Source organism: Citrobacter sp. Cb023 (assembly GCF_030336805.1).
GTDB classification, from domain to species: Bacteria; Pseudomonadota; Gammaproteobacteria; order Enterobacterales; family Enterobacteriaceae; genus Citrobacter; species Citrobacter braakii.
Window position 1 is genome coordinate 353782 of the sequence record NZ_JAOWCV010000040.1, and the last position, 25526, is coordinate 379307.

Here is a 25526-nt window from a genome sequence, read left to right on the forward strand (position 1 = left end):
GGCACTCTTTTTTTGTTACCTGTGACAAATATTTGCAAACAATTTCGGATTGCAAAGCAAAAGAGTGATGGAGTTAACGTTTTTCCCTCTTCAGGCCCCCGTTTTAGGGGGCAAGAGAGGGATACATTAGCGGCGACGATATGATTTTTGTGCGGAATTGACCTTGTAAAGATATCGGCGTGATTCAGCAGATGGGTGTCGGGTGGTCAGCGTTTGATAAACGTCCCCAGGGGACATGCTGTTAATGATGTTTGCGGCCTGTATTTTATCGTTCGAGAACACGCGCAGCACGCTGCCCGCGCCGCCGTTATACGCGGTGATCACCGCATAGCGACGCGAGGTCGGATTATCAATGCCGCCCAAATAGACATTATTCAGCATTGCCAGATAGGCAGTACCGGTATCAATGTTGCTGGCCGGGTCAAACAAGAAGCTACGGCTTGGCGTGCCTGAGCGCCCCTGCGAACGGAACACATCTTTTCCGGCGCTGTGTTGTACCACCTGCATGAGTCCCAGCGCATCGGCATGGCTGACCGCATACGGGTTAAACGAGGATTCGGTTTGCATGATGGCCAGAATCAGTGACTCGTCGACGCCATACTTACGTGAAGCCTGACGTACCATGCCGACGTATTTATGCGCGCGCTTATCAAGGTGGTTCGGGACCAGATTGATCGTCACGCTATAGATGATACGCAAGCCATTGCTGCGCTTTTTCAGTCGCGTTTGTAGCAGGTAGTTGGCAAAATTGGTTGCACGTCCCTCCCAACGAATAGGCTGGCCGGTATTATCGACTACCTGCCCGTACAGGAACGGCTCTTTGGAAATCTTAATGTCGTCGACATCGGAATAGAGGTCGATAGAACCCGGATCATCACCCATCAGCAACGTCTTGATAATCGCTAGACGCAGATGTCCGGCTGGATCTGTCCCGGCAATGGTCTCGACGGTTATCGTACCGTCATCAAAATTGATATGGCTGCGGGTTTGATACTGATCGGTATACTTTACGTAGTCCTTCGGACCCGCAATCAGCACTTCCTTAAATCCCCACAGATTCTCAATGTTATGGGCAAATTGCCCCATCAGAATATCAAAACCGTTGGTATCCTTGACCCAGGCTTCGTTATAGGAATCGCCTTTTTTGGTCGAACTGGAACAGGAGATGAGCAACGGCGCGATAACGGCAAGCGCGAGAAATTTTTTCATCATTCCGGGAGTGCGTGTTGTGTTTGTTGTTGTATCGTTTTGCCGGATGGCGGTGCAAGCACCCTATCCGGCCTACGAGATTGCCAGCAAGCGATGCTTATTTTTTTTCTTCAGGCGTATAGCCTTCAATATGCACATCCTTACCTTCAAACAGGAAGTTAATCATCTCCTGTTCCAGTAACTTACGGTGTTCAACGTTCATCATATTGAGTTTCTTCTCGTTAATCAGCATGGTTTGTTTATGCTGCCATTGCGCCCATGCTTCTTTAGAAATCTCGTTATAGATGCGTTTTCCCAGATCGCCCGGGTACAGCTGAAAATCCTGTCCTTCTGCTTCGCGTTGCAGGAAAGTACAAAAAATCGTTCTGCTCATAAAAAATCCTCTTTATCGACCGGTACGTTAAACCTGTGTGCCGGCACGTAATTGCTGTAACAAACGCTCCACGGGGGCCGCCAGTCCGACCGACGGCGGTTGCGCTAAGTTATACCAGAGCGCGTTGCCTTCATCCATGCATGAGGTGAATGAGGACACGGGAAGCCACATAGGCACAATATCTAAGTGGAAATGGCTAAAGGTATGGCGAAACGCATTAAGTTGGGTCAGATTATCTGCGTTAATTTGCCGTTGCGCCAGCCAGTCGCGTAGCCCATCCTCATCATCAAACTGCGGAAAACAGTATAAGCCACCCCATAAGCCGCTGGGTGGTCGCTGCGCGAGCAACACCTCGTTTTCATGCTGCATCAGTAAAAAATAGCCCGTCCGTTCTGGTAATGTCTGTTTGGGCTTTTTACCCGGGTACAGCGCCCAGCTTGCATTGGCGCTCGCCACACAGCCATTTTCCAACGGACACAGGGAACATTTGGGTTTTGAGCGCGTACAGACCATGGCGCCTAAATCCATCATCGCCTGATTAAACCGTTCAACCCCATGGGCTGGCGTAACCTGCTCGCTCAACTCCCACAGTTTCTTTTCGACCTCTTTTTTACCCGGCCAGCCGCTTACAGCATAACAGCGAGCCAGCACACGTTTGACGTTACCGTCAAGAATCGGAAAATGCTGACCCAGGGAGAGCGAAAGGATCGCGCCTGCAGTTGAACGTCCGACGCCTGGCAGGGCGGCCACTTCATCAAAGGTTTGCGGGAATGAGCCGCCGTGCTGCGTCACAACCTGTTGCGCGGCTTTATGCAGATTACGCGCTCGAGCGTAATAGCCCAGCCCGGTCCATAAATGCAGGACTTCATCCAGCGGCGCATGGGCTAAATCCGTTACCGTTGGGAAGCGCGCCATAAAGCGCTCAAAGTAGGGGATAACGGTCGCAACCTGAGTTTGTTGCAGCATCACCTCAGAGAGCCATACTTTGTAAGGCGTCTTATCAATTTGCCAGGGCAGCGTTTTCCGCCCGTATTTGTCGTACCAGCTCAAAACCTGAGCCGAGAATTGAGACGCTTGCATGATTACCGTTTCATTATTGCCGGGGGCAAGATTGCAGCACAGCGGCAACGGGGTGTAAACCGGAACTTTCCGCTGCTCACTTTCTTCCTTTACTTGCATCCGGCAACTAACTTTGGATAATGCCCGTTTTCAGAACTCAAACACAGCAGACTAAACTTTTATGAAGAACGACGTCATTTCACCGGAATTTGATGAAAACGGCCGCCCTCTGCGCCGGATTCGTAGTTTTGTTCGTCGCCAGGGGCGACTGACGAAAGGGCAGGAACACGCGCTGGAAAACTACTGGCCGGTGATGGGCGTTGAGTTCAGCGAAGAACCTGTGGATTTCGCTGCGCTGTTTGGTCGCGATGCGCCAGTCACGCTTGAAATTGGTTTTGGTATGGGGGCTTCGCTGGTGGCGATGGCGAAAGCGCGTCCGGAGCAAAATTTCCTCGGCATTGAGGTTCACTCACCGGGCGTTGGCGCGTGTCTGGCTTCAGCTCATGAAGAGGGCGTCGAGAACCTGCGTGTCATGTGCCATGATGCCGTCGAAGTCCTGCATAAAATGATTCCTGACAATTCTTTATCTATGGTTCAGCTGTTTTTCCCTGACCCGTGGCATAAAGCACGTCATAATAAACGCCGTATCGTTCAGGTACCGTTTGCTGAGCATATCTTAAGCAAGCTGAAGCTGGGCGGCGTGTTCCACATGGCAACCGACTGGGAAGCCTATGCGGAGCACATGCTTGAAGTGATGTCCTCGATTGACGGGTATAAAAACCAGTCAGAGAGTAACGATTATGTACCGCGCCCGGAATCGCGCCCGGTAACCAAATTTGAACAACGTGGTCATCGTCTTGGCCACGGCGTATGGGACTTAATGTTCGAGAGGGTGAAATAATGGCAAAGAACCGTAGCCGTCGTCTGCGTAAAAAAATGCACATCGACGAATTCCAGGAAGTAGGATTTTCGGTTGCATGGCGTTTCCCGGAAGGTACATCTGGAGAGCAGGTCGATCAAATCGTTGATGATTTTATCAATGAAGTTATCGAACCGAACAAGCTGGCCTTTGACGGCAGCGGCTATCTGGCCTGGGAAGGTCTGATCTGTCTGCAGGAAATCGGCAAATGCACCGAAGAACATCAGGCTATCGTGCGTAAGTGGCTGGAAGAGCACAAACTCGAAGAAGTGCGCACCAGCGAACTTTTCGATATTTGGTGGGACTAAGTAGCAAAGGGTCGGCAAATGCCGGCCCAATTTGTATTGAGGGAAAGATATGATGCGCAAAACGCTGCTGGCGGCAGTCCTAACGTTCACGGCGATGGCCGCACATGCTGATTATCAGTGCAGCGTCACCCCGCGTGACGATGTGATTTTGAGTCCACAAACGGTACAGGTGAAGGGTGAGAACGGCAACCTGGTCATTACCCAGGCCGGTGATGTCACCTTTAACGGTAAACAGTACAACCTGAACGCCGCGCAGCGTGAGCAGGCTAAAGATTATCAGGCGGCGTTGCGTAGCAGCCTGCCGTGGATTGATGAAGGTGCCAGAGCGCGCGTGGAGAAAGGTCGCGTGGCGCTGGATAAAATCATCGCCAAAGAGGTCGGCGAAAGCAGCAACATGCGTGGCCGCTTAACTAAGCTGGATGCGCAATTGAAAGAGCAGATGAACCGCATTATTGAGCATCGCACTGACGGCCTGACCTTCCATTATAAGGCGATTGATCAGGTCCGCGCGGATGGACAACAGCTGGTCAATCAGGCGATGGGCGGTATTTTGCAGGACAGCATCAACGAGATGGGGGCGAAAGCTGTGCTCAAAGGCGGTGGTAATCCGCTGCAGGGCGTGCTCGGAAGCCTCGGAGGTTTGCAAACCTCAATTCAGAACGAATGGAAGAATCAGGAACAAGACTTCCAGCAGTTTGGCAAAGATGTCTGCGCCCGCGTCGTGACGCTGGAAAACGATCGTAAAACGCTGGTTAGCACTCTGAAATAATCTTCACCTCTTTTTAACGGCACAGAAACATTCTGTGTCGTTTTATTTTGTATTTTTCTGTTTTTTTGATATCCATCTCTAAGAATAACAATTTGATGGAGATATAAATCTGGTTAATTGGATGGCGTCACATTATTCATCTGTAAGATAGACATAATGCTGCAAATTCAAGTAACTGGAGAAATAACATGGAGTTTTTCAAGAGAACGGCACTTGCCGCACTGGTTATGGGTTTCAGCGGCGCGGCGCTTGCACTGCCAAACATCACTATTTTAGCTACCGGCGGGACGATTGCCGGCGGTGGTGACTCCGCAACAAAATCTAACTACACGGCAGGCAAAGTCGGCGTAGAAAATTTGGTTGATGCCGTACCTCAGTTGAAAGATATCGCCGTTGTGAAAGGCGAGCAGGTGGTAAACATCGGCTCCCAGGATATGAATGACGAAGTCTGGCTAACGCTGGCGAAAAAGATTAATACCGAGTGTGATAAAACTGACGGCTTCGTGGTAACACATGGTACGGATACCATGGAAGAAACCGCCTATTTCCTCGATCTCACCGTCAAGTGCAACAAGCCGGTGGTGCTGGTCGGCGCAATGCGTCCGTCTACAGGTATGAGCGCTGATGGCCCGTTCAACCTGTATAACGCCGTGGTAACCGCCGCAGACAAAGCCTCTGCCAACCGTGGTGTGCTGGTGGTGATGAACGACACCGTTATGGATGGTCGCGACGTGACCAAAACTAACACTACGGATGTCGCTACTTTCAAATCCGTTAACTATGGTCCGCTGGGTTATATCCATAACGGTAAAATCGACTACCAGCGTACGCCTGCGCGAAAACACACCACATCCACGCCGTTCGATGTATCTAAGCTGACCGAGCTGCCGAAAGTTGGGATTGTTTACAACTACGCTAACGCCTCCGATCTGCCAGCCAAAGCATTGGTAGACGCGGGTTACGCCGGGATCGTCAGTGCGGGTGTAGGTAACGGTAACCTGTATAAAACCATTTTCGATACGCTGGCAACTGCCGCGCATAAAGGTACTGTTGTGGTGCGCTCATCCCGTGTACCAACGGGCGCCACCACCCAGGATGCTGAAGTTGATGATGCGAAATACGGATTTGTGGCTTCAGGCTCTCTGAACCCGCAAAAAGCGCGTGTTCTGCTGCAACTGGCTCTGACCCAAACCAAGGATCCTAAGCAGATCCAGGAAATGTTTAATCAGTATTAATCACTCCGGCCCCGGTCATTCGACTGGGGCGTTTTCTCAAAATCTCCTGAATATGCGTAACGATTAATTCGCTCATCATTTTTGTGGTTATGATGATTGCCGATCGTTATTTTGCATATTTATACACCTTAGTGGGAATGGTCGGGGATTGTACATTTTTTGAAAGACCTGGACGAAAGGCCATCCTGTAAAGTTTTCCGCCATGCTGGCCACTAAAGACACTCCTGTCAATAATGTGGCCGTGGGCGCATCGAGCATCACTCCGCCAGAAACAGCTCCAGCAGAGAATTCAAAAATAGCTTACCGTGTTGGGTAATCTGCCAGTATTCATCGCATTCACTCAGATAGCCCTGGGCAATGGCCTCATCGATCTGTCGACGAATAACGTCTTCGGTAAGCCCGGTATATTGCGTGAACTCCGCGCGAGGCGCGGCTTCCAGCAGCCGGAAACGGTTCATAAAGAACTCAAACGGCTTATCGGCCTCGGCGACATCTCGCTGGCTTTCCAGATAACGTCCTTGCATGTATCCGCGCGGATGTCGCGTTTTGGTAGTGCGCAGGATGCGACCGTCAGGGAAAGTGACTTTGCCGTGCGCGCCGCAGCCAATGCCTAGATAGTCGCCAAAACGCCAGTAATTTAGGTTGTGCTGACACTGATAACCCGGTCTGGCGTAGGCTGAGGTTTCGTACTGCTGATACCCCGCGGCGGTCAGCAACTGGTGGCCTTGCTCAAAAATATCCCACAGCGCGTCGTCGTCCGGTAATACCGGTGGTCGGGACCCGAACAGCGTATTCGGTTCGATGGTCAACTGATACCAGGAAAGATGCGGCGGGTTGAGCGCGATGGCCTGCTGTAAATCGCTCAGCGCCTCTTCCAGCGTCTGATCCGGTAAACCGTGCATCAGGTCGAGGTTAAAGCTGCGTAGTCCCAGACCGCTCGCCAGGTGCGCTGCACGTTTGGCTTCTTCCGGTCCGTGAATACGTCCCAGACGTTCGAGTTTGGCGGAGCTAAAGCTCTGTACACCAATGGAGATACGGTTTACGCCAGCACGTTGATAATCCACAAAGCGATCGGCTTCCACCGTACCGGGATTCGCCTCCATCGTGATTTCTGCATCTGCGGCGAGATTCAGCCGTGCGCGCACGCCGTCGAGCAGCGTTTGCATTGCCGGGCCAGAAAGCAGGCTCGGCGTACCACCACCGATAAAAATCGTCTTTACCTCACGGCCCTGGGCGTGGGCCACCTCAGAATCCAGATCGCTCAGCAGATGCTGCACATAGTCGTCATGAGGGACTTCGCCTTTAAGCGCATGCGAGTTGAAGTCGCAGTACGGGCATTTCTGCACGCACCACGGGATGTGTATGTAAAGACTTAACGGCGGAAGCTTAATCATTACGCAGGGCATCCAGCAGCAGCTTCAGCGCTTGTCCGCGGTGAGAAATCGCGCTCTTTTCTTCGCGGGTCAGTTCGGCGGCGGTTTTCCCTTCAGAGGGCACAAAGAAGATTGGGTCGTAGCCAAAACCACCGTTTCCGGCAGGTTCACGGGCAATAACGCCCGGCCAGCGTCCGTGGCAAACCACAGGTGTTGGATCGTCTGCATGGCGCATATACACCAGCACGCAGTGGAATTGTGCCTGGCGCTTGTCATCAGGAACATCCTGCAGGGTGTGGAGCAGTTTTTCCAGGTTCTGCTGATCGGTTGCATCTTCGCCGGAATAGCGGGCTGAATAGATGCCCGGCGCGCCGCCAAGGGCATTTACCGCCAGACCAGAGTCATCAGCAATGGCGGGTAAACCGGTAATTTGCGCGGCATGACGTGCCTTCAGAATGGCGTTCTCAATAAACGTCAGCCCGGTCTCTTCTGCAGAATCAACACCCAGATCCGTTTGAGCGACAACATCAAGACCGAAATCACTCAGAAGAGAGGCGAGTTCACGCACTTTACCGGCGTTGCCGGTCGCGAGGACAACTTTTTGCATGGGATACCTAATCAGTTAGCGCCGCAATTTCGGGCGGGATCTGTTGCGGATGAATGATTTTAACCTGTTTGTGACGACCAAGCTCGCCCTTCTCAATGACGACCTGGCTTTTTGCCACGCGGAACTGTTTGCCGAGAAACTTCACCAGATGGCTATTGGCTTGCCCATCAACCGGTGGGGCGGTAATGGCGACTTTTAGTTCGTCGCCATGTAAACCTACAATACTGTCACGGCTGGCTTTAGGCTGAATGTAGAGCCGTAAAACCAGACCGTCATCGCAGGGGGTAACGGCACTCATAGCGCCATCCACAGCCCCGGCAGCAGCATGTTACCTGTCGCCTGTAATACTTCTGCGATGCCCATATTAATGACATACAGCAGCAGAACCAGGATCATTGGCGAGAAATCGATCCCGCCCATGCCTGGAAGTAAGCGACGAATAGGACGCAGCAGCGGATCCGCCAGTTGAATCAGCACGTACTCCACAGGGCTGCGGCCCTGGCTGACCCAGCTCATAATCGCCATCACCAGCAGAACCCAGAAAATCAGCAGTCCGATGGTCTTCAGAACAATCAGCACGGCGGCGATCCAGATGATCGGCTGGAACGTAACCACCTTAAACAGCACGATGGCCTTGATAAAGCTCAGAACGAGCGCAACTAATGCCGATGCGCTGTCAATTGGCCCCATCGGGGGAATGATACGGCGTAACGGCCCAATAATGGGCTGAGTGATTTTCACAATAAACTGCGAGAACGGGTTGTAGAAATCGCAGCGAGACCATTGCATCCACACGCGCAGCAGCAGCGCCATGGTATACAGCTCAATTACCGTTGAGAGCAGGAAGGTCAACGTATTCATGGTGTTCCTTAGTTTTCCTTATTTTTTAGTGTAATCACGAGCACCAAAAATGGCAGTGCCGATGCGCACCATCGTGCTACCCGCCGCAATGGCGGCATCCATATCATCAGACATCCCCAGTGAGAGCGTGTCGATACTTGGGTAACGTGTTTTCAACCCGGCAAATGCTACCGCCATTTGCTGTGCAACTTCAAACTGCCTTACATAATCTGACTCTGGCGCCGGAATCGCCATCAGACCACGCAGGGTAATGCGTGGCAGCGCGGCGACTTCAGCGGCCAGTGCGTCAAGCTCTGCAAGCGGAATACCTGACTTACTGTTCTCATCGCTGATATTAATCTGAATCAACACATTGAGCGGCGGCAGTTCCGCAGGGCGCTGTTCGCTCAGACGGGCAGCGATACGCAGACGATCAATCGTATGGCACCAGTCAAAATGTTCAGCGACCAGACGACTTTTGTTCGACTGCAGCGGGCCGATAAAGTGCCACTGCAGATCGTTAACGCCTTTTTCCTGAAAGTAGCGGATCTTATCCACCCCTTCCTGGACATAGTTTTCACCGAAGGCACGCTGCCCTGCGGTCATGGCTTCTTCGATGGCGCTCGCAGGTTTGGTTTTGCTGACTGCAAGCAATATAACTTCTTCTGAAGACCGCCCGCAACGCGTCGCGGCGGCTGAGATTTTGTCCCGGACATGTGCCAGGTTATGCGCGATATCGTTCATTTTCCGAGGATGTTCATATGAATATGGAAGAAATAGTGGCCCTTAGTGTAAAGCATAACGTGTCGGATCTACACCTGTGCAATGCATGGCCTGCGCGCTGGCGCATAGGTGGAAAAGTCGAAATAGCACCATTTACTCCCCCTGACGTGGAGAATCTGCTGACGTGCTGGCTCAGTGAGCAACAACAGGTACAGTGGCGGGAACAGGGGCAGATTGATTTTGCCCTTACGCTGGCGGACTCCCGGCGTCTACGCGCCAGCGCATTTGCTCATCAGCAGGGAACCTCGCTGGCGCTAAGATTGCTACCGCTTGAATGTCCTCGTTTAGACGATCTTCAGACCCCGGAGGCCATACCTGAACTGCTGCACGGTGAAAATGGATTAGTTCTGGTCACTGGAGCCACCGGCAGCGGTAAATCAACCACCCTGGCGGCGATGGTGGAGTACCTTAATCAACATATTGCGGGGCATATTCTGACGCTGGAAGATCCGATTGAATATCGCTACACCAGCCTGCGTTGTCTTATTCAACAGCGGGAGGTGGGCGTACACTGCGCTTCTTTTGCTGCCGGTTTGCGCGGCGCGTTACGCGAAGATCCCGACGTCATTTTGCTGGGCGAGCTGCGCGACGTGGAAACTATTCGTTTGGCCTTAACGGCAGCGGAGACCGGGCATCTGGTGTTGGCAACCTTACATACGCGAGGGGCGGCGCAGGCCATCGCGCGGCTGGTGGACACCTTTCCCGCTCAGGAGAAAGATCCGGTGCGTAACCAGCTGGCAGACAGCCTGCGGGCGGTACTTTCGCAAAAGCTGGAGGAAGATAAGCAGGGAGGACGCGTGGCGCTATTCGAGCTGCTCGTCAACACGCCCGCCGTGGGTAATTTGATCCGCGAAGGGAAAACGCATCAGCTACCCGGAGTGATTCAAACCGGGCAGCAGACAGGTATGCAGACGTTTGCACAAAGTCTGCAGCAGCGCCAGGCGCAGGGGCGACTTTAGTAGCCCTACTCGAAATAGCTTTCAAGGATAATAACGGCAGAAGCGGAATCTACTTTGCCTTTATTTAACGCCCGGTATCCGCCTTGCTCAAACAGGCCTGAGCGGGCTTCGACGGTGCTCAAACGTTCATCGTGCAGCGTTACGGTTACGCCAAAGCGACCGTGAATGCGGTTAGCGAATTTGCGTGCGCGCGCAGTAAGGGGTTGTTCAGTGCCATCCATGTTGAGCGGCAGGCCGACAATGATTTCGTCCGGCTGCCACTCTTTTAGCAGGCGTTCAATCAAACTCCAGTCTGGCGTACCGTCCTGTGCTTTGATGGCGGGCAAGGGTCTCGCCGTACCGGTAATGCGTTGACCAACCGCGACGCCGATACTTTTCGTACCAAAATCAAAAGAGAGTAATGTTCCGCTCATCAGGCGTGTCCCGCCACGCCAGGCATGGTCTGAATATCAATCCCGATAAGCTTCGCCGCATCGCGCCAGCGGTCGGCAATCGGCGTTTTAAATAAGATGTTGAGGTCTGCGGGAGCAGTGAGCCAGGCGTTATCCAGTAGCTCTTGTTCCAGTTGACCTTTTTCCCATGATGAATAGCCCAGCGCAACCAGCGCTTCGGATGGCTGCTCCTGCGTACCCAGGGTTTCAAGTACATCGCGGGAGGTGGTGATGATCGTGTTATCTGAAATGCGAATACTGGAGGCAAAGCGTGACGGCGGGGTGTGTAGAATAAATCCACGGTCTTCCGCCAGCGGGCCGCCGAGCATCACCGGTTTGTCCAGACGAATGGCAGGATCGCGTGCTTCTGGAGTAATCTTCAGCTTTTCCAGAATCCCTTCAATTTGTAAGTTTTCCAGAGGCTTATTGACGATAATCCCCATTGCTCCGTTCTCATTGTGTTCACAGATATACACCACGGAACGGCGGAAAATCGGATCCTGGAGAGCAGGCATGGCAATTAGAAAGTGATGCTGTAAATTCATTGTCAGAGGTTCTGTTTCCTGGTTCAAAAAAGCAACAGAGCCCAGTATGTGGGCAAAGCGCGAAGATGTCACCCTCTGAAGATAGCTTTGCCGGATGGCGGCTTTGCCTTATCCGGCCTACGGGGTGCGAATGTAGGCCGGATAAGACGCGAAGGCATCGCCATCCGGCAACTTATTTATTTCTGCAAACGTGCCTCGATGGCGTCCATCAGCATACCGGTAATCGAAACCGGGAACTCCGCTTCAATTTCACGAATACAGGTTGGGCTGGTGACGTTAATTTCCGTCAGACGGTCGCCAATAATATCCAGACCGACAAAAATCAAACCTTTTGCTTTCAGCGTTGGCCCAATGCGACGTGCAATTTCCCAGTCGCTGTCGGTTAATGGACGCGGCTCGCCACGACCGCCGGCTGCCAGGTTGCCACGGGTTTCGCCGCCTTGTGGAATACGCGCCAGGCAGTACGGAACGGGTTCGCCATCGACCACCAGCACGCGTTTATCGCCGTCTTTAATTGCCGGCAGATAGTTCTGCGCCATGCAATAACGGGTACCGTGCTCGGTCAGTGTTTCGGCAATAACGCCAAGGTTCGGATCGCCTTCCTTGACGCGGAAAATAGATGCGCCGCCCATGCCGTCCAGCGGTTTGAGAATGATGTCGCTGTGTTTTTGCCAGAAGGCTTTCAGCTGCGCTTTGTTACGCGTGACCAGCGTTTCCGGTGTCAGGTCGGCAAACCATGCGGTGAACAGCTTCTCGTTACAATCGCGCAGGCTCTGCGGTTTGTTAACGATTAGCGTCCCTTTCTCCTCTGCACGTTCCAGAATATAGGTTGCGTAGATGAACTCGGTATCAAACGGCGGATCCTTACGCATCAGAATGACGTCCAGATCTGCCAGCGGGAGATCTTGCTCGCTATTGAACTCATACCATTTGTCGTAGTTCTGCTCTACGCTCAGGGTACGCGTACGGGCGCGGGCTTCACCGTTGATCAGATAGAGATCGGCCATTTCCATATAATGAATTTCGTAACCGCGACGTTGCGCTTCCAGCAGCATAGCGAAGCTGGAATCTTTCTTGATATTGATGCTTGCGATGGGATCCATCACGATGCCGAGCTTGATCATTGTTCTTCTCCGTTAGCCCAGATCGCCAAAACGCACCTGTAGCGCGGTGATGGCGGTGAGCGCAGTTGTCTCAGTACGCAGAACGCGAGGTCCTAACAGAATATCAGTAAATTGATATCGTGCGGTCATGGCAATTTCATCTGCCGACAGCCCACCTTCGGGGCCAATCAGCAAGCGGATGCGTTCCACCGGGAGCGGCAGCGTATTGATGCTGGCGCTGGCGCGGGGATGCAGGTTCAGTTTCAGACCTTCATCCTGTTCGGCGCACCACGCTTCCAGATCCATCGCCGGGCGAATTTCAGGCACCCGATTACGACCGCACTGTTCGCAGGCGGCAATGGCGATTTTCTGCCACTGCTGGAGCTTCTTGTTCAGGCGTTCGCTGTCCAGTTTAACGCCGCAGCGCTCAGAAAAAAGTGGCGTAATGAGGCTTACACCCAGTTCAATCGATTTTTGGATAGTAAATTCCATTTTTTCACCCCGCGACATCACCTGGCCCAGGTGGATGTGCAGCGGCGATTCTCGATCGTCGAGTTCAGCGTTAAGCACCTTCACGTCCACGCTTTTCTTACTGGCGTGGGTGATTTCGGCGTCGAATACCTGATTGCTGCCATCAAACAGCTGTAGCGCCTGGCCTGGCCCCATACGTAGCACGCGGCCGATATGGTTGGCAGCGTCTTCACACAGTGAAATTTGGCTGCCGGAAGTGAGTGGCTCAGGGTGATAAATGCGAGGAATGCGCATAGTTAAACATCCGCGTCATGGCCCTGGGCTGCAAAAGGCCAGGGCATGGTTAAAAAATATTGCTGCTAGTGTAGGTTAGCTCTTTTGCGCCTGGCAAGCGCGTTGCACATAGGGGTTATGGTTCCCCTGTACCTTCGCAATGCGTTCGTCGCGCTCACACTCCCAATCGGTGACCGGATACTGCTTATTCCAGGCATTAAAAAGCTGAGTTTGCTGGCGGGAGAGCGTCAGGTTGTATTGGTCGCGCATGTAAAAATAGGTACGCGCGATGGCGCCACGGGCGCGGGCTGGCGGCTCGGCAACTTTCTCTTTGAAGTCAACCTTCATGGTGCATTGTCCATATTGGCCTTCACCACCGTTCCACTGGCTGTACATAAAGTTTGCGCGATCGCCATTGACCTCACCCACCGCGGGCTGCAGGTTATGCATATCGCTTTCCATTTTGCGATAGACCGGATCTTTAGCGCAGTTTTTACGCCCTCCGTCCTGCCAGCACTGGCGCTGATGACCAAATTGCCAGGCGGGGACAACGTGTTCCCATTCAATTCGACTGGCGCGGTTTTCATTTTTTCGCACTTTATAGCCGCAGGATTCGAGGTCAACGACCCCTTTTTTTCCTTGCCAATTAATTTTACATCCGCAATAGAAATCGCCTGGCGCATCGGCGTTAACTTTAACGCCCGCTGCTTTTGCCTGAGAAAAACTGTTGATGCCTTCGGCTAAAACCGAGCCTGAAAACGCAGCGGCTAACAGGGCCGCAGCAAAAGAAAGATTACGGTACATCACGAACTCCGTGTCAAAACGAGCCCGCAACGTAGCGAAAGTCATTCCTGTATGCAATCAGTTAGATCAGAAAAGTTCCTGATAATTCTGAAGATTATTCTGCAACCAGCGGTTCACCGCAGTGAACGCAGCGGTAGGTGGCTTCGCCGCGTACAACGCGGTTATGGCGGCGGACGGTCAGTTGGTGCTCCTGACACTTACAGCGGTATGTAAAGGTCTTACGCTGCACGGATTGCAGCTCAAACTGATGCGTGCGCCGGGCCGGTACGCCCAGCACGCTCTCCATCATCCATTTCCACTCTTTCCCGTGCGGCGGTACGCGGCCAAAGTGTTTCCACACCAGTAGATGCGCCAGTTCATGGGGCACCACTTCGTTAACGAACGCGTCAACATTCTCCATCAGCAAAACTGGGTTAAGACGAATTTCGTAGGTTTGTAGCCACGCGGTACCCGCGGCGGTTCCGCGCTGTTGGTAAACCAGCTTTGGTTCCGGGTATTGGCGTTCGAGCTTGAGATTGGCCTGAGCGAGTTTTTCCCGCAGGCTGCGCATAACGGCTTGCTGGATGGCGATCGGGAGACGGGAGGTTTTCATAACGCCAGAGGATAGTGCGACAGGGAAGGGACTGCAAGAGGAAGGCTCCCTCCCACGGGGGAGGAAGCCTAACGAGATTAGTCGTGTGCGCCAATTTCGCGCAGTTTACGACCTTTCATCAGGTTACGTTCAATGTGTTCCAGAGAGACGTTTTTAGTTTCAGGGATCAGCCACAGGGTCAGGAAGATGAACAGTACGTTCAGGCCACCGTAGACCCAGAAGGTGTTGGCGCTGCCCAGCGAGTTCAGCATCGTCAGGAAGGTTGCGCCGACAATCATGTTGGCAATCCAGTTAGTTGCGGTAGAGCAGGTGATGCCGAAATCGCGGCCTTTCAGCGGCTGGATTTCAGAGCACAGTACCCAAATCAGCGGACCGGCGCTCATCGCAAAGCCAACGATAAACATTAGCAGCATCAGCACTGCGAAGTATTGTGCGGCTGGCGAGTGAATACCCACGTGCATCATTGTACCCAGCACGCCCATACCGACGGCCATGACGATAAAGCCGAGGATCAGCGTAGGTTTACGGCCCCAGCGGTCAACTAGGCCAATGGCGATAAAGGTTGCCAGCACGTTGGTCAGACCGACAATAACGGTCCCCCACATCTGTTCGGTGGTGTTGGTGTAACCCGCCAGCTCAAAGATTTTTGGCGCGTAATACATAATGACGTTCATCCCGGTGAACTGCTGCATCACCTGTAACAGGACGCCAAGGAAAACTGCGCGGCGGAAGTTGCTGTTTTCTTTAAACAGCGCCCAGCCGCTCTGCTTCACTTGCAGGCTTTCACGAATTTCATCCAGCTCGCGTTTGGCTTCAGCGCTGGTGTCACGCAGACGCAACAGAACGCGTTCGGCATCGACAAAACGACGTTTAGCCGCAAACCAACGCGGGCTGTCCGGCAGGAAGATGACGCCAACCAGCAGTAAAAGGGCAGGGATGATGATCACGCCCAGCATCCAGCGCCATGCGCCGCTGTAGCTAAATGCCGTATCGGAAAGATACGCACCTAAAATACCGATGGTTATCATTAACTGATACATAGAAATCATGCTGCCGCGAATTTTTTCCGGGGCGATTTCGGACAAGTACAACGGTGCGGTATAAGACGCAACGCCGACTGCCAGGCCGAGCAGCACGCGGGAAACCAGCAGCACTTCAACGTTTGGCGCTGCGGCGGAGAACAGCGAACCGGCAACAAACAGGATTGCGCCGATCATCAGGCTTTTTTTACGCCCCAGCTTAAAGGAGAGCCAACCGCTGCCGACGGCGCCCACTGCCGCACCAAACATCATGGAACTCACCACCCATTCCTGAGTGTGTGGGGTAATTTGGAACTCGTCGGTGATGAATGGTAAAGCACCGGCAATAACACCGATATCCAGGCCAAAAAGTAATCCAGCCAGGGCTGCCAGGAAGCAGACAAAAAATGTCATGGCTTTGTTGGAATGCCCCGTTTTTTTATTGTCAGGCATGATGCCCTCCGTTGGGTAGCTAGTTTTGTTGATGTTAAGGGTAGGTGAGTACGGGGTAAAAAAATGCGAATCACATCACATTAGTGTAATCGGTTACACTAGCATTCATGTGGATTATTGTTTAATGAGTTGAAAGTTAACATTATTTATTATTATAGAATAAAGTTGATTGGCTGATTTTAAGACAATGCTGAAATATGATGTAACAGTGATGCAATGCTGGTAACGAAGAGATGTGAATTCAAGGTGGATAGAAATACCGTGCTATGTAATCGCTTTCATTTGTTATTGAAGCAAATGAAATTAGCGTGGTTATAGCGATGGGGGATGGGAGAGCAAATGACATAAAAAAAGACCAGCACGAGGCTGGTCTTCATAAGCATTGAGCCGTCGGGGAATTACTTCAGACCGGCAGCTTCACGCAGCAGGGCGGCTTTGTCGGTTTTTTCCCATGGGAAATGTTCGCGACCAAAGTGACCGTAAGCGGCGGTTTCTTTGTAAATCGGGTGCAGCAGATCCAGCATCTGAATCAGGCCATACGGGCGCAGGTCGAAGAACTCACGCACCAGCAGGGTCAGCTGTTCTGAAGGCACTTTTTCAGTACCGAACGTTTCCACCATGATAGAGGTCGGTTCAGCCACGCCGATTGCGTAGGAAACCTGAATCTCACAACGGTCAGCCAGGCCAGCGGCAACGATGTTTTTCGCTACGTAGCGGGCTGCATAAGCTGCGGAACGGTCAACTTTAGACGGATCCTTACCAGAAAATGCGCCGCCGCCGTGACGGGCCATGCCGCCGTAGGTATCAACGATGATTTTACGACCCGTCAGACCGCAGTCACCCATTGGACCGCCGATAACGAAACGACCAGTTGGGTTGATGAAGAACTTGGTTGAAGCTGTCAGCCATTCAGTCGGCAGTACCGGCTTGATGATCTCTTCCATAACGGCTTCTTGCAGCGATTTCTGATCGATATCTTCAGAGTGCTGAGTCGACAGAACAACCGCATCAATACCGACGATTTTACCGTCGTCATACTGGAAGGTTACCTGGCTTTTTGCATCCGGGCGCAGCCAGGATAAGGTGCCGTTTTTACGCACTTCAGCCTGACGCTGCACCAGACGGTGAGCATAGGTAATCGGGGCTGGCATCAGCACGTCGGTTTCGTTGGTTGCATAACCAAACATCAGACCCTGGTCGCCTGCGCCCTGTTCCAGCGGATCCGCACGGTCAACACCCTGGTTGATGTCCGGAGACTGTTTACCAATCGCGCTCAGTACCGCACAAGAGTTGGCATCAAAGCCCATGTCGGAATGCACATAGCCAATTTCGCGAACCGTGTTACGGGTGATCTCTTCGATATCAACCCATGCGCTGGTGGTGATCTCACCGCCAACTAAAACCATGCCGGTTTTGACGTAGGTTTCGCAGGCAACGCGTGCTTTCGGATCCTGCTCCAGGATTGCATCCAGCACGGCATCAGAGATTTGGTCAGCGATTTTGTCAGGATGCCCTTCTGATACGGACTCGGACGTAAAAAGGTGTTTTGCCATATTTAATTTCACCTAAGGAGAATGTAGTTAGCTCAAACTGTCGAGTGGAATAGCCATGTGTAGAAGATTCTACCATGAGTCTGCAGATGACGGACACTGGCAGTCTGAGTGTTAATCGGTATAGATGGATTAACATCTGGACGGCTATTTTAAGTCGGTTCTGCGCCTGATTTCCAGCTTTTTTTGATTGAGCTCGCATTGTACTGAAAATGTAACTGGAAATTTTTCCTGACGGTGCTGGCAATGCGCGTATTTATCTTTTGCTTTTTCGTACTGTTGTCGGTATAAAACGCGGCGCGCGGCTCATATCCGTCATACTTCAAGTTGCATGTGCGTTGGCAATACTCGCCCAGTCACTTACTCCTGTAAGCGCCCGGGGATTCACTGCGTTGCCGCCTTCCCGCAACTCGATTTATTGAGGATAGACAAAAAAGCACACGACGTTTTCATCGTGTTGCCACTTCCAGCCGGGTTAAAACTTTAGCTTTGGCTTGTGGGTTCGTTCCGTCAGGAGCAACCGTGGAGGTGATACGAGATAATGAACCGTTGTATTCTGCTGAATCTGTCGCACCGTTCTGGTGTACATATGTCCCCCGCAATCTGCATCTTGCATACCTGCCGATGTTATACCCATCTCGGCGCTTCTCAGGACTCCAGGGCCGGCAACGGTCACTAAGAACTGAACAAGGGCGCTCTTGGTAAACAAGAGTTTTCTCGTGGTTTCGCCGAACCGTCAGCATTAAGTTCGGTTACGTGTTTACATTGATATGAAAAAGAAACCGGTCGCACAGTCGGAGCGTCAGCACTATCTGCTGGAAATTCTGCCTGTATTTGGGTTGTTATCGCGTCTTCGGATTGCGATAGTAGTCAACTGTTTTACACTTGTTAATAAAATTTGAGGTTCGCTATGTCTGACGACATTTCTTTGGGTTCGCCTTCGTCAGCAGGCGAACACGGTGTACTACGCTCCATGCAGGAGGTTGCAATGAGTTCCCAGGAAGCCAGCAAGATGCTGCGTACTTACAATATTGCCTGGTGGGGTAATAACTACTATGACGTCAATGAACTGGGCCACATCAGCGTGTGCCCGGATCCCGACGTACCAGAAGCGCGCGTTGACCTTGCTGAGTTGGTGAAAGCCCGTGAAGCGCAGGGCCAGCGTTTGCCTGCATTGTTCTGCTTCCCGCAGATCCTGCAACACCGTCTGCGTTCGATTAACGCCGCGTTTAAGCGCGCCCGTGAGTCTTACGGCTACAACGGTGACTATTTCCTCGTTTACCCGATCAAGGTTAACCAGCACCGTCGCGTGATTGAATCGCTGATCCACTCCGGCGAACCGCTGGGGCTGGAAGCCGGTTCTAAAGCTGAACTGATGGCCGTTCTGGCTCATGCCGGAATGACCCGCAGCGTGATCGTGTGTAACGGCTATAAAGACCGCGAATACATCCGCCTGGCGCTAATTGGCGAAAAGATGGGCCATAAGATCTATCTGGTCATCGAGAAGATGTCTGAAATCGCTATCGTGCTGGATGAAGCTGAACGACTGAATGTTGTTCCGCGTCTGGGCGTGCGTGCGCGTCTGGCGTCGCAAGGGTCCGGCAAATGGCAGTCCTCCGGCGGAGAGAAATCGAAATTCGGCCTGGCGGCAAACCAGGTGCTGCAACTGGTAGAAATGCTGCGCGAGCGCGGTCGTCTGGACAGTATTCAGTTGCTGCACTTCCACCTCGGCTCACAGATGGCGAACATTCGTGATATTGCCACTGGCGTACGTGAGTCGGCGCGTTTCTACGTTGAGCTGCACAAGCTTGGCGTAAATATCCAGTGCTTCGACGTGGGCGGTGGCCTGGGCGTGGACTACGAAGGTACCCGTTCGCAGTCTGACTGCTCCGTAAACTACGGCCTGAACGAATACGCGAACAACATCATCTGGGCCATTGGCGACGCCTGTGAAGAGCACGGTCTGCCGCACCCGACGGTAATTACCGAATCCGGTCGCGCTGTTACCGCGCATCATACCGTGCTGGTGTCTAACATTATCGGCGTTGAGCGTAGCGAGCATACCGAAGCAACGCCTCCGGCTGACGATGCGCCGCGTGCCCTGCAAAGCATGTGGGAAACCTGGCAAGAGATGCATGAGCCGGGAACCCGTCGTTCGCTGCGTGAATGGCTGCACGACAGCCAGATGGATCTGCACGATATTCACGTTGGGTACTCTTCAGGCACCTTTAGCCTGCAGGAACGCGCGTGGGCAGAACAGCTCTATCTGAACATGTGTCACGATGTGCAAAAACAACTCGACCCGAGCAACCGCGCGCACCGTCCGATTATCGACGAGTTGCAGGAGCGTATGGCGGATAAGATTTACGTCAACTTCTCGCTGTTCCAGTCGATGCCGGATGCGTGGGGGATCGATCAGCTGTTCCCGGTGATGCCGCTGGAAGGGCTGAACAAGGCTCCTGAGCGCCGTGCGGTGCTGCTGGATATCACTTGTGACTCTGATGGCGCTATCGACCACTATGTTGATGGTGACGGCATTGCGACCACCATGCCGATGCCGGAATACGACCCTGAGAACCCGCCGATGCTGGGCTTCTTTATGGTGGGGGCGTACCAGGAGATCCTTGGCAACATGCACAACCTGTTCGGTGATACCGAAGCGGTTGACGTGTTCGTCTTCCCTGACGGCAGCGTGGAAGTTGAGCTGTCTGACGAAGGGGATACCGTGGCGGATATGCTGCAATACGTGCAGTTGGATCCGAACACCCTGCTAACTCAGTTCCGTGACCAGGTGAAAAACACCGATCTGGATACCGAGTTGCAGCAGCAGTTCCTCGAAGAGTTTGAGGCAGGACTGTACGGATATACCTATCTCGAAGACGAGTAATGCTGTTGGGGTTCGCTTGAACCTGAGCAAATTAACGGCGATAATTCGCCTATACAAGTAGTCACGTAAATCAATCCCTTCCTCGTCGGGCTTAACGACGCGGAGGGGATTTTTTTTCACCGATTTTAAAAGAGGTCAGTACATGAGCACCTTAGGTCATCAATACGACAACTCCCTGGTTTCTAACGCCTTTGGTTTTTTGCGTCTGCCGATGAACTTCATGCCGTACGACAGCGACGCCGATTGGGTGATCACCGGCGTACCGTTTGATATGGCAACGTCTGGCCGCGCGGGCGGTCGTCATGGTCCGGCTGCGATCCGTCAGGTTTCCACTAACCTGGCGTGGGAACACAATCGCTTCCCGTGGGACTTCGATATGCGCGAGCGCCTGAACGTGGTGGACTGCGGCGATCTGGTTTATGCGTTCGGTGATGCCCGTGAAATGAGTGAAAAACTGCAGGCGCATGCTGAGAAGTTGCTTTCTGCCGGTAAGCGCATGCTCTCTTTCGGCGGTGATCACTTCGTCACGCTGCCGCTCCTGCGCGCGCACGCTAAACACTTTGGTAAAATGGCGCTGGTGCACTTTGATGCCCACACCGACACCTACGCTAACGGCTGTGAATTCGACCACGGTACCATGTTCTACACTGCGCCGAATGAAGGTCTGATCGATCCGAATCACTCTGTGCAGATCGGTATTCGTACAGAGTTCGACAAAGATAACGGCTTTACCGTGCTGGATGCTTGCCAGGTGAACGATCGCGGCGTAGATGACATCATCGCCCAGGTTAAGCAGATTGTTGGTGATATGCCGGTGTATCTGACCTTTGATATCGACTGCCTCGATCCGGCGTTTGCTCCAGGAACCGGTACGCCCGTGATCGGCGGTCTGACTTCCGATCGCGCGATCAAGCTGGTACGTGGTCTGAAAGATCTGAATATCGTCGGGATGGATGTGGTGGAAGTAGCTCCGGCCTACGATCAGTCAGAGATCACCGCGCTGGCGGCGGCTACGCTGGCACTGGAAATGCTGTATATCCAGGCGGCGAAGAAAGGCGAATAACGGGTTTCGGACTATTTTGCCGGATGTCGCTGACGCTAGTCCGGCCTACATTATTGCTGAATTTGTAGGCCGGATAAGGCGCTCACGCCGCCATCCGGCACTGTTCGAGGATTATTTTATCCCGTCTGCGCTCATGCGATCGCGAATGTGTTGCGCACGTTCTGCAGATGCCGGGTGATCGTCAAACATTGAGCTTTGGCGTCCTGCTTCCAGTTTAGCCAGTTTCTCAAAGCTGGTGGCCAGTCCTGCCGGATTGATCCCACGTTTGCGCAACAAATCATACGAGTAATCATCTGCTTCGGATTCCTGACGCTGGGAGAACTGCGAGTTCACCAGTTTCTCGCCAAGATCGCCCAATTGCGACTGCGACAGGCTGCCGACAATGCCGCCAGCGGAAGCCGCTGCTGCACGTACGGCGTTAGTGCCCAGCGCGACCTGCATGCCTTTTTTCACATGACCCAGCGCGACGTGGCCCATTTCGTGGCCGATCACCGCTTCGACTTCGTTATCGGTCATCATATCCATCAGGCCGCTGTACACGCGGATACAACCGTTCGCCATGGCAAAGGCATTCACATCTTTCGCCATATAGACTTTGTAGTTCACCGGCTGGCCATTAATGTTGTCGCCAAGCGCGGCGGCGATTTTGCCAAGACGCGTTGCATACTCGCTGCTGGCAGGGGCGATAGTAGCCTTGCTGTCCATATCTTTACAGGCCTGATCGCTCAGCGCTTTTACCTGAGTATCGCTCAGACTATAGGCCTGAAAAGCCTCTGCGCCAGAAGAAAGCAGTCCGTTTGAGTCCATGTTCTGGCAGCCGGTCAATGCCGCCGCCATGCTCGTAGCAAGCAGTAAAGCGCGAATTTTCATTTTTTCTCTTCCGCACAAAGTCAGGATTATTCTAAAAAATGCGTCGTTTGCAGGTAAACCGACGCTCGGCCTTAGTATAAAGAAAAGAACATTCAGCGGGCGAGAAGATTGCGCAACTTGCGCGCATGATCCAGAGATTTCTGAAGCGGTAAAAGGATGCTCCATGTACATGACACGCGGCTTGGGTTACATTGTTGGCACTTTTTTCCGGCGTAGCCCAAAACGCGCTGTCGTCAAGTCGTTAAGGGCTCAGCCTTCATTATCCGATCTGGAGTCAAAATGTCCTCACGTAAAGAGCTTGCCAATGCTATTCGTGCGCTGAGCATGGACGCAGTACAGAAAGCCAAATCCGGTCACCCGGGTGCCCCGATGGGTATGGCTGACATTGCCGAAGTCCTGTGGCGTGATTTCCTGAACCACAACCCGACTAACCCGTCCTGGGCTGACCGTGACCGCTTCGTGCTGTCCAACGGCCACGGCTCCATGCTGATTTACAGCCTGCTGCACCTCACCGGCTACGATCTGCCGATGTCCGAGCTGCAGAACTTCCGTCAGCTGCATTCCAAAACGCCGGGTCACCCGGAAGTGGGTTACACCGCGGGTGTTGAAACCACTACCGGTCCTCTGGGTCAGGGCATTGCGAATGCTGTGGGTATGGCTATCGCCGAAAAAACGCTGGCGGCGCAGTTTAACCGCCCTGGTCACGACATCGTTGACCACTTCACCTATGCTTTCATGGGCGACGGCTGCATGATGGAAGGTATCTCTCACGAGGTATGTTCCCTGGCCGGTACGCTGAAGCTGGGTAAACTGGTAGCGTTCTACGATGACAACGGCATCTCTATCGATGGCCACGTTGAAGGCTGGTTCACCGATGACACCGCTAAGCGTTTCGAAGCTTACGGCTGGCACGTGGTTCGTGGCGTTGATGGTCACGATGCTGACGCGATTAAGCGCGCAGTTGAAGAAGCTCGCGCTGTGACCGACAAACCGTCCCTGCTGATGTGCAAAACCATCATCGGTTTCGGTTCCCCGAATAAAGCTGGTACCCACGACTCTCACGGTGCGCCGCTGGGTGATGCAGAAATCGCACTGACCCGCGAACAACTGGGCTGGAAATACGCGCCGTTTGAAATTCCGTCTGAAATCTACGCGCAGTGGGATGCGAAAGAAGCAGGCCAGGCAAAAGAAGCTGCATGGAACGAGAAGTTCGCTGCTTATGCGAAAGCCTTCCCGCAGGAAGCCGCTGAATTCACCCGTCGTATGAAAGGTGAAATGCCGTCTGACTTCGATGCAAAAGCGAACGAGTTCATTGCTAAGCTGCAGGCTAACCCGGCGAAAATCGCCAGCCGTAAAGCGTCTCAGAACGCGATTGAAGCGTTTGGTCCTCTGCTGCCTGAATTCCTCGGCGGCTCCGCTGACCTGGCACCAAGTAACCTGACTCTGTGGTCTGGTTCTAAAGCTATCAATGAAGATACTGCCGGTAACTACATCCATTACGGTGTACGTGAATTCGGTATGACCGCTATCGCTAACGGTATCTCTCTGCACGGTGGCTTCCTGCCGTACACCTCCACCTTCCTGATGTTTGTGGAATATGCCCGTAACGCGGTGCGTATGGCTGCGCTGATGAAACAGCGTCAGGTGATGGTCTATACCCACGACTCCATCGGTCTGGGCGAAGATGGCCCGACTCACCAGCCGGTAGAGCAGGTAGCTTCGCTGCGTGTGACCCCGAACATGAGCACCTGGCGTCCGTGTGACCAGGTTGAATCTGCCGTTGCATGGAAATACGGTGTAGAGCGTCAGGACGGTCCGACCGCGCTGATCCTCTCCCGCCAGAACCTGGCACAGCAGGAACGTACCGAAGAGCAACTGGCGAACATTGCGCGCGGTGGTTACGTGCTGAAAGATTGCGCCGGTCAGCCGGAACTGATCTTCATCGCTACCGGTTCTGAAGTTGAGCTGGCTGTGGCTGCCTGGGACAAACTGACCGCTGAAGGCGTTAAAGCGCGCGTGGTTTCCATGCCATCTACCGACGCGTTCGACAAACAGGATGCCGCTTATCGCGAGTCTGTACTGCCGAAAGCTGTTTCCGCACGTGTTGCAGTGGAAGCGGGTATCGCAGACTACTGGTTCAAATACGTGGGCCTGAACGGCGCTATCGTTGGTATGACTACCTTTGGTGAGTCTGCACCGGCTGAGCTGCTGTTTGAAGAGTTTGGCTTCACTGTCGACAACGTTGTCGCGAAAGCAAAAGAACTGCTGTAATTTTGATTACAGGTGAAAACGGGTCGCTTATGCGGCCCGTTTTTTAAAGTAAGTAAATTTATTTGATCGTGCGCAACCCGAAAATGTAGATTTGCATCACAAATATGATATTTAGCGATGTTTTATATTTGCAACTTGAATCACATTATTACTGTTGATTTTTATATTTCTTTTCTCAATCCATTGTTTTTAAAGGAATCACCAAAAAACATTCTGCGCTGTATGTAGTTTTCTCCTCGATTGATTTCATTTCGCCGTGCGCGTATTTTATTTTTAACGCTAACTCGTACCCTAAAAATAAAATAAGGAAAATGTATGCGGCTGATTGATTACTTTCCCGAATCATCTATCTCAATAAAAAATTCAGCAAAGAACTGGCAGGAGGCAATTGACTTTTCTATGTCATCCTTACTTGCCAATCATTATGTCAATTCAGATTATATTCAGGCCATTAAAGACTCAACGATTAACAATGGTCCTTATTATATTTTAGCGCCAGGCGTCGCCATGCCGCACGCTCGACCGGAGTGTGGCGCGTTAAAAACCGGTATGTCATTAACGCTTCTCAAACAGGAAGTGAAATTTGCCGAAGATGATGAAGGTATCAGATTATTAATCGGATTGTCGGCGGCTAATGCTGATTCACACATTGGCGCTATTCAGGCCTTAAGCGAATTATTATGTGAAGAGGAAGCACTAACCGCTTTGTTAGCGGCTAAATCAGAAAAACAATTGGCGGATATTATCGCTCAAGCATAAT

28 protein-coding genes are annotated in these 25526 nt (G+C 52.6%); 11 read left to right on the top strand and 17 right to left on the bottom strand.

Annotation, left to right across the window (positions count from 1 at the left end; genetic code table 11):
* Positions 1 to 126: 126 nt before the first annotated feature.
* The 3 genes from mltC to mutY all read right to left on the bottom strand — a co-directional run bounded on the left by mltC (position 127) and on the right by mutY (position 2662).
* A complete protein-coding gene (mltC, locus tag OGW44_RS22565; protein ID WP_016154410.1) occupies positions 127 to 1212 on the bottom strand; it encodes a membrane-bound lytic murein transglycosylase MltC in 1086 nt (361 codons plus the stop codon).
* A gap of 94 nt (positions 1213 to 1306) precedes the next feature.
* On the bottom strand, positions 1307 to 1582 hold the full coding sequence (locus tag OGW44_RS22570; RefSeq protein ID WP_016154409.1) for an oxidative damage protection protein: 276 nt from the start codon (positions 1580 to 1582) through the stop codon (positions 1307 to 1309).
* A 27-nt stretch (positions 1583 to 1609) separates the two neighbouring features.
* Positions 1610 to 2662 carry an A/G-specific adenine glycosylase gene (gene mutY, locus OGW44_RS22575; protein ID WP_032932009.1) on the bottom strand — a complete coding sequence of 351 codons (1053 nt, stop codon included), beginning with the start codon at positions 2660 to 2662 and terminating at the stop codon, positions 1610 to 1612.
* A 160-nt stretch (positions 2663 to 2822) separates the two neighbouring features.
* Between mutY and trmB the strand changes: the two genes are divergently transcribed.
* The 4 genes from trmB (at position 2823) to ansB (ending at position 5872) form a co-directional block, all read left to right on the top strand.
* Positions 2823 to 3542, top strand: a complete 720-nt coding sequence (trmB, locus tag OGW44_RS22580) for a tRNA (guanosine(46)-N7)-methyltransferase TrmB (protein WP_016154407.1) — start codon at positions 2823 to 2825, stop codon at positions 3540 to 3542.
* The gene (locus OGW44_RS22585; protein ID WP_016154406.1) at positions 3542 to 3868 is read left to right on the top strand and encodes a YggL family protein; all 327 of its coding nucleotides are present in this window, start codon (positions 3542 to 3544) and stop codon (positions 3866 to 3868) included. Before trmB ends, OGW44_RS22585 begins: the two co-directional genes overlap by 1 nt.
* Before the next feature lie 49 nt (positions 3869 to 3917).
* Entirely contained in the window at positions 3918 to 4637 is a 720-nt protein-coding gene (locus tag OGW44_RS22590; protein ID WP_016157447.1) for a YggN family protein, read from the top strand.
* A gap of 188 nt (positions 4638 to 4825) precedes the next feature.
* Entirely contained in the window at positions 4826 to 5872 is a 1047-nt protein-coding gene (ansB, locus tag OGW44_RS22595) for an L-asparaginase 2 (RefSeq protein ID WP_016154404.1), read from the top strand.
* Between the two features lie 257 nt (positions 5873 to 6129).
* Here the strand turns inward: ansB and hemW are convergent, their stop codons facing one another.
* Genes hemW through OGW44_RS22620 form a run of 5 tightly spaced genes read right to left on the bottom strand, consistent with a single transcriptional unit; the run spans position 6130 to position 9436 of the window.
* Positions 6130 to 7266, bottom strand: a complete 1137-nt coding sequence (hemW, locus tag OGW44_RS22600) for a radical SAM family heme chaperone HemW (protein ID WP_185654438.1) — start codon at positions 7264 to 7266, stop codon at positions 6130 to 6132.
* Positions 7259 to 7852 carry an XTP/dITP diphosphatase gene (locus OGW44_RS22605; RefSeq protein WP_185654439.1) on the bottom strand — a complete coding sequence of 198 codons (594 nt, stop codon included), beginning with the start codon at positions 7850 to 7852 and terminating at the stop codon, positions 7259 to 7261. Before OGW44_RS22605 ends, hemW begins: the two co-directional genes overlap by 8 nt.
* Positions 7853 to 7859: 7 nt before the next feature.
* The gene (gene yggU, locus OGW44_RS22610) at positions 7860 to 8150 is read right to left on the bottom strand and encodes a DUF167 family protein YggU (protein WP_005123286.1); all 291 of its coding nucleotides are present in this window, start codon (positions 8148 to 8150) and stop codon (positions 7860 to 7862) included.
* Entirely contained in the window at positions 8147 to 8713 is a 567-nt protein-coding gene (locus OGW44_RS22615) for a YggT family protein (RefSeq protein WP_016154401.1), read from the bottom strand. The genes yggU and OGW44_RS22615 overlap by 4 nt, the downstream gene beginning before the upstream one ends.
* A gap of 18 nt (positions 8714 to 8731) precedes the next feature.
* Positions 8732 to 9436, bottom strand: coding sequence for a YggS family pyridoxal phosphate-dependent enzyme (locus tag OGW44_RS22620; RefSeq protein ID WP_101700213.1), 705 nt, complete (start codon positions 9434 to 9436; stop codon positions 8732 to 8734).
* A 17-nt stretch (positions 9437 to 9453) separates the two neighbouring features.
* On the opposite strand from OGW44_RS22620, the gene OGW44_RS22625 reads away from it, so the two are divergent.
* Positions 9454 to 10434 carry a type IV pilus twitching motility protein PilT gene (locus tag OGW44_RS22625; protein WP_185654440.1) on the top strand — a complete coding sequence of 327 codons (981 nt, stop codon included), beginning with the start codon at positions 9454 to 9456 and terminating at the stop codon, positions 10432 to 10434.
* A gap of 5 nt (positions 10435 to 10439) precedes the next feature.
* On the opposite strand, the gene ruvX is transcribed toward OGW44_RS22625, so the two are convergent.
* The 8 genes from ruvX to metK form a co-directional block, all read right to left on the bottom strand.
* On the bottom strand, positions 10440 to 10847 hold the full coding sequence (gene ruvX, locus OGW44_RS22630; protein ID WP_185654441.1) for a Holliday junction resolvase RuvX: 408 nt from the start codon (positions 10845 to 10847) through the stop codon (positions 10440 to 10442).
* A complete protein-coding gene (locus tag OGW44_RS22635; RefSeq protein ID WP_170975110.1) occupies positions 10847 to 11410 on the bottom strand; it encodes a YqgE/AlgH family protein in 564 nt (187 codons plus the stop codon). Before OGW44_RS22635 ends, ruvX begins: the two co-directional genes overlap by 1 nt.
* A gap of 176 nt (positions 11411 to 11586) precedes the next feature.
* On the bottom strand, positions 11587 to 12534 hold the full coding sequence (gshB, locus tag OGW44_RS22640; protein WP_016154394.1) for a glutathione synthase: 948 nt from the start codon (positions 12532 to 12534) through the stop codon (positions 11587 to 11589).
* Positions 12535 to 12546: 12 nt separating this feature from the next.
* A complete protein-coding gene (rsmE, locus tag OGW44_RS22645; RefSeq protein WP_016154393.1) occupies positions 12547 to 13278 on the bottom strand; it encodes a 16S rRNA (uracil(1498)-N(3))-methyltransferase in 732 nt (243 codons plus the stop codon).
* Between the two features lie 75 nt (positions 13279 to 13353).
* A complete protein-coding gene (endA, locus tag OGW44_RS22650; protein WP_016154392.1) occupies positions 13354 to 14061 on the bottom strand; it encodes a deoxyribonuclease I in 708 nt (235 codons plus the stop codon).
* A gap of 94 nt (positions 14062 to 14155) precedes the next feature.
* Entirely contained in the window at positions 14156 to 14653 is a 498-nt protein-coding gene (locus OGW44_RS22655) for a SprT family zinc-dependent metalloprotease (protein ID WP_016157438.1), read from the bottom strand.
* A gap of 77 nt (positions 14654 to 14730) precedes the next feature.
* The gene (galP, locus tag OGW44_RS22660) at positions 14731 to 16125 is read right to left on the bottom strand and encodes a galactose/proton symporter (RefSeq protein ID WP_016154390.1); all 1395 of its coding nucleotides are present in this window, start codon (positions 16123 to 16125) and stop codon (positions 14731 to 14733) included.
* Positions 16126 to 16523: 398 nt separating this feature from the next.
* Positions 16524 to 17678: a methionine adenosyltransferase gene (metK, locus tag OGW44_RS22665; protein ID WP_003027071.1), complete on the bottom strand. Its 1155-nt coding sequence runs from the start codon at positions 17676 to 17678 to the stop codon at positions 16524 to 16526.
* A 538-nt stretch (positions 17679 to 18216) separates the two neighbouring features.
* Here metK and yqgG point away from each other — a divergent pair.
* The 4 genes from yqgG (at position 18217) to speB (ending at position 21625) form a co-directional block, all read left to right on the top strand.
* A complete protein-coding gene (gene yqgG, locus OGW44_RS22670; RefSeq protein ID WP_269149342.1) occupies positions 18217 to 18354 on the top strand; it encodes a small protein YqgG in 138 nt (45 codons plus the stop codon).
* A gap of 91 nt (positions 18355 to 18445) precedes the next feature.
* On the top strand, positions 18446 to 18577 hold the full coding sequence (yqgB, locus tag OGW44_RS22675; RefSeq protein ID WP_049041971.1) for an acid stress response protein YqgB: 132 nt from the start codon (positions 18446 to 18448) through the stop codon (positions 18575 to 18577).
* An 8-nt stretch (positions 18578 to 18585) separates the two neighbouring features.
* Positions 18586 to 20562 carry a biosynthetic arginine decarboxylase gene (speA, locus tag OGW44_RS22680; RefSeq protein ID WP_016154389.1) on the top strand — a complete coding sequence of 659 codons (1977 nt, stop codon included), beginning with the start codon at positions 18586 to 18588 and terminating at the stop codon, positions 20560 to 20562.
* Between the two features lie 142 nt (positions 20563 to 20704).
* Positions 20705 to 21625, top strand: a complete 921-nt coding sequence (gene speB / locus OGW44_RS22685; RefSeq protein WP_016154388.1) for an agmatinase — start codon at positions 20705 to 20707, stop codon at positions 21623 to 21625.
* 111 nt (positions 21626 to 21736) lie between these two features.
* Here speB and loiP read toward each other — a convergent pair whose 3' ends face one another.
* Positions 21737 to 22495, bottom strand: a complete 759-nt coding sequence (loiP, locus tag OGW44_RS22690) for a metalloprotease LoiP (protein ID WP_016154387.1) — start codon at positions 22493 to 22495, stop codon at positions 21737 to 21739.
* Positions 22496 to 22774: 279 nt separating this feature from the next.
* Here loiP and tkt point away from each other — a divergent pair, with 279 nt between their 5' ends.
* Positions 22775 to 24766 carry a transketolase gene (gene tkt, locus OGW44_RS22695; RefSeq protein WP_016154386.1) on the top strand — a complete coding sequence of 664 codons (1992 nt, stop codon included), beginning with the start codon at positions 22775 to 22777 and terminating at the stop codon, positions 24764 to 24766.
* A gap of 315 nt (positions 24767 to 25081) precedes the next feature.
* Positions 25082 to 25525, top strand: coding sequence for a PTS mannitol transporter subunit IIA (cmtB, locus tag OGW44_RS22700; RefSeq protein ID WP_016157436.1), 444 nt, complete (start codon positions 25082 to 25084; stop codon positions 25523 to 25525).
* Position 25526: the final 1 nt, after the last annotated feature.

What these genes read in the sequence shown, in the direction of transcription:
- mltC (WP_016154410.1), bottom strand. Translation starts at nt 1,212, where the DNA reads ATGATGAAAAAATTTCTCGCGCTTGCCGTTATCGCGCCGTTGCTCATC.
- OGW44_RS22570 (WP_016154409.1), bottom strand. Translation starts at nt 1,582, where the DNA reads ATGAGCAGAACGATTTTTTGTACTTTCCTGCAACGCGAAGCAGAAGGA.
- mutY (WP_032932009.1), bottom strand. Translation starts at nt 2,662, where the DNA reads ATGCAAGCGTCTCAATTCTCGGCTCAGGTTTTGAGCTGGTACGACAAA.
- trmB (WP_016154407.1), top strand. Translation starts at nt 2,823, where the DNA reads ATGAAGAACGACGTCATTTCACCGGAATTTGATGAAAACGGCCGCCCT.
- OGW44_RS22585 (WP_016154406.1), top strand. Translation starts at nt 3,542, where the DNA reads ATGGCAAAGAACCGTAGCCGTCGTCTGCGTAAAAAAATGCACATCGAC.
- OGW44_RS22590 (WP_016157447.1), top strand. Translation starts at nt 3,918, where the DNA reads ATGATGCGCAAAACGCTGCTGGCGGCAGTCCTAACGTTCACGGCGATG.
- ansB (WP_016154404.1), top strand. Translation starts at nt 4,826, where the DNA reads ATGGAGTTTTTCAAGAGAACGGCACTTGCCGCACTGGTTATGGGTTTC.
- hemW (WP_185654438.1), bottom strand. Translation starts at nt 7,266, where the DNA reads ATGATTAAGCTTCCGCCGTTAAGTCTTTACATACACATCCCGTGGTGC.
- OGW44_RS22605 (WP_185654439.1), bottom strand. Translation starts at nt 7,852, where the DNA reads ATGCAAAAAGTTGTCCTCGCGACCGGCAACGCCGGTAAAGTGCGTGAA.
- yggU (WP_005123286.1), bottom strand. Translation starts at nt 8,150, where the DNA reads ATGAGTGCCGTTACCCCCTGCGATGACGGTCTGGTTTTACGGCTCTAC.
- OGW44_RS22615 (WP_016154401.1), bottom strand. Translation starts at nt 8,713, where the DNA reads ATGAATACGTTGACCTTCCTGCTCTCAACGGTAATTGAGCTGTATACC.
- OGW44_RS22620 (WP_101700213.1), bottom strand. Translation starts at nt 9,436, where the DNA reads ATGAACGATATCGCGCATAACCTGGCACATGTCCGGGACAAAATCTCA.
- OGW44_RS22625 (WP_185654440.1), top strand. Translation starts at nt 9,454, where the DNA reads ATGAATATGGAAGAAATAGTGGCCCTTAGTGTAAAGCATAACGTGTCG.
- ruvX (WP_185654441.1), bottom strand. Translation starts at nt 10,847, where the DNA reads ATGAGCGGAACATTACTCTCTTTTGATTTTGGTACGAAAAGTATCGGC.
- OGW44_RS22635 (WP_170975110.1), bottom strand. Translation starts at nt 11,410, where the DNA reads ATGAATTTACAGCATCACTTTCTAATTGCCATGCCTGCTCTCCAGGAT.
- gshB (WP_016154394.1), bottom strand. Translation starts at nt 12,534, where the DNA reads ATGATCAAGCTCGGCATCGTGATGGATCCCATCGCAAGCATCAATATC.
- rsmE (WP_016154393.1), bottom strand. Translation starts at nt 13,278, where the DNA reads ATGCGCATTCCTCGCATTTATCACCCTGAGCCACTCACTTCCGGCAGC.
- endA (WP_016154392.1), bottom strand. Translation starts at nt 14,061, where the DNA reads ATGTACCGTAATCTTTCTTTTGCTGCGGCCCTGTTAGCCGCTGCGTTT.
- OGW44_RS22655 (WP_016157438.1), bottom strand. Translation starts at nt 14,653, where the DNA reads ATGAAAACCTCCCGTCTCCCGATCGCCATCCAGCAAGCCGTTATGCGC.
- galP (WP_016154390.1), bottom strand. Translation starts at nt 16,125, where the DNA reads ATGCCTGACAATAAAAAAACGGGGCATTCCAACAAAGCCATGACATTT.
- metK (WP_003027071.1), bottom strand. Translation starts at nt 17,678, where the DNA reads ATGGCAAAACACCTTTTTACGTCCGAGTCCGTATCAGAAGGGCATCCT.
- yqgG (WP_269149342.1), top strand. Translation starts at nt 18,217, where the DNA reads ATGAACCGTTGTATTCTGCTGAATCTGTCGCACCGTTCTGGTGTACAT.
- yqgB (WP_049041971.1), top strand. Translation starts at nt 18,446, where the DNA reads ATGAAAAAGAAACCGGTCGCACAGTCGGAGCGTCAGCACTATCTGCTG.
- speA (WP_016154389.1), top strand. Translation starts at nt 18,586, where the DNA reads ATGTCTGACGACATTTCTTTGGGTTCGCCTTCGTCAGCAGGCGAACAC.
- speB (WP_016154388.1), top strand. Translation starts at nt 20,705, where the DNA reads ATGAGCACCTTAGGTCATCAATACGACAACTCCCTGGTTTCTAACGCC.
- loiP (WP_016154387.1), bottom strand. Translation starts at nt 22,495, where the DNA reads ATGAAAATTCGCGCTTTACTGCTTGCTACGAGCATGGCGGCGGCATTG.
- tkt (WP_016154386.1), top strand. Translation starts at nt 22,775, where the DNA reads ATGTCCTCACGTAAAGAGCTTGCCAATGCTATTCGTGCGCTGAGCATG.
- cmtB (WP_016157436.1), top strand. Translation starts at nt 25,082, where the DNA reads ATGCGGCTGATTGATTACTTTCCCGAATCATCTATCTCAATAAAAAAT.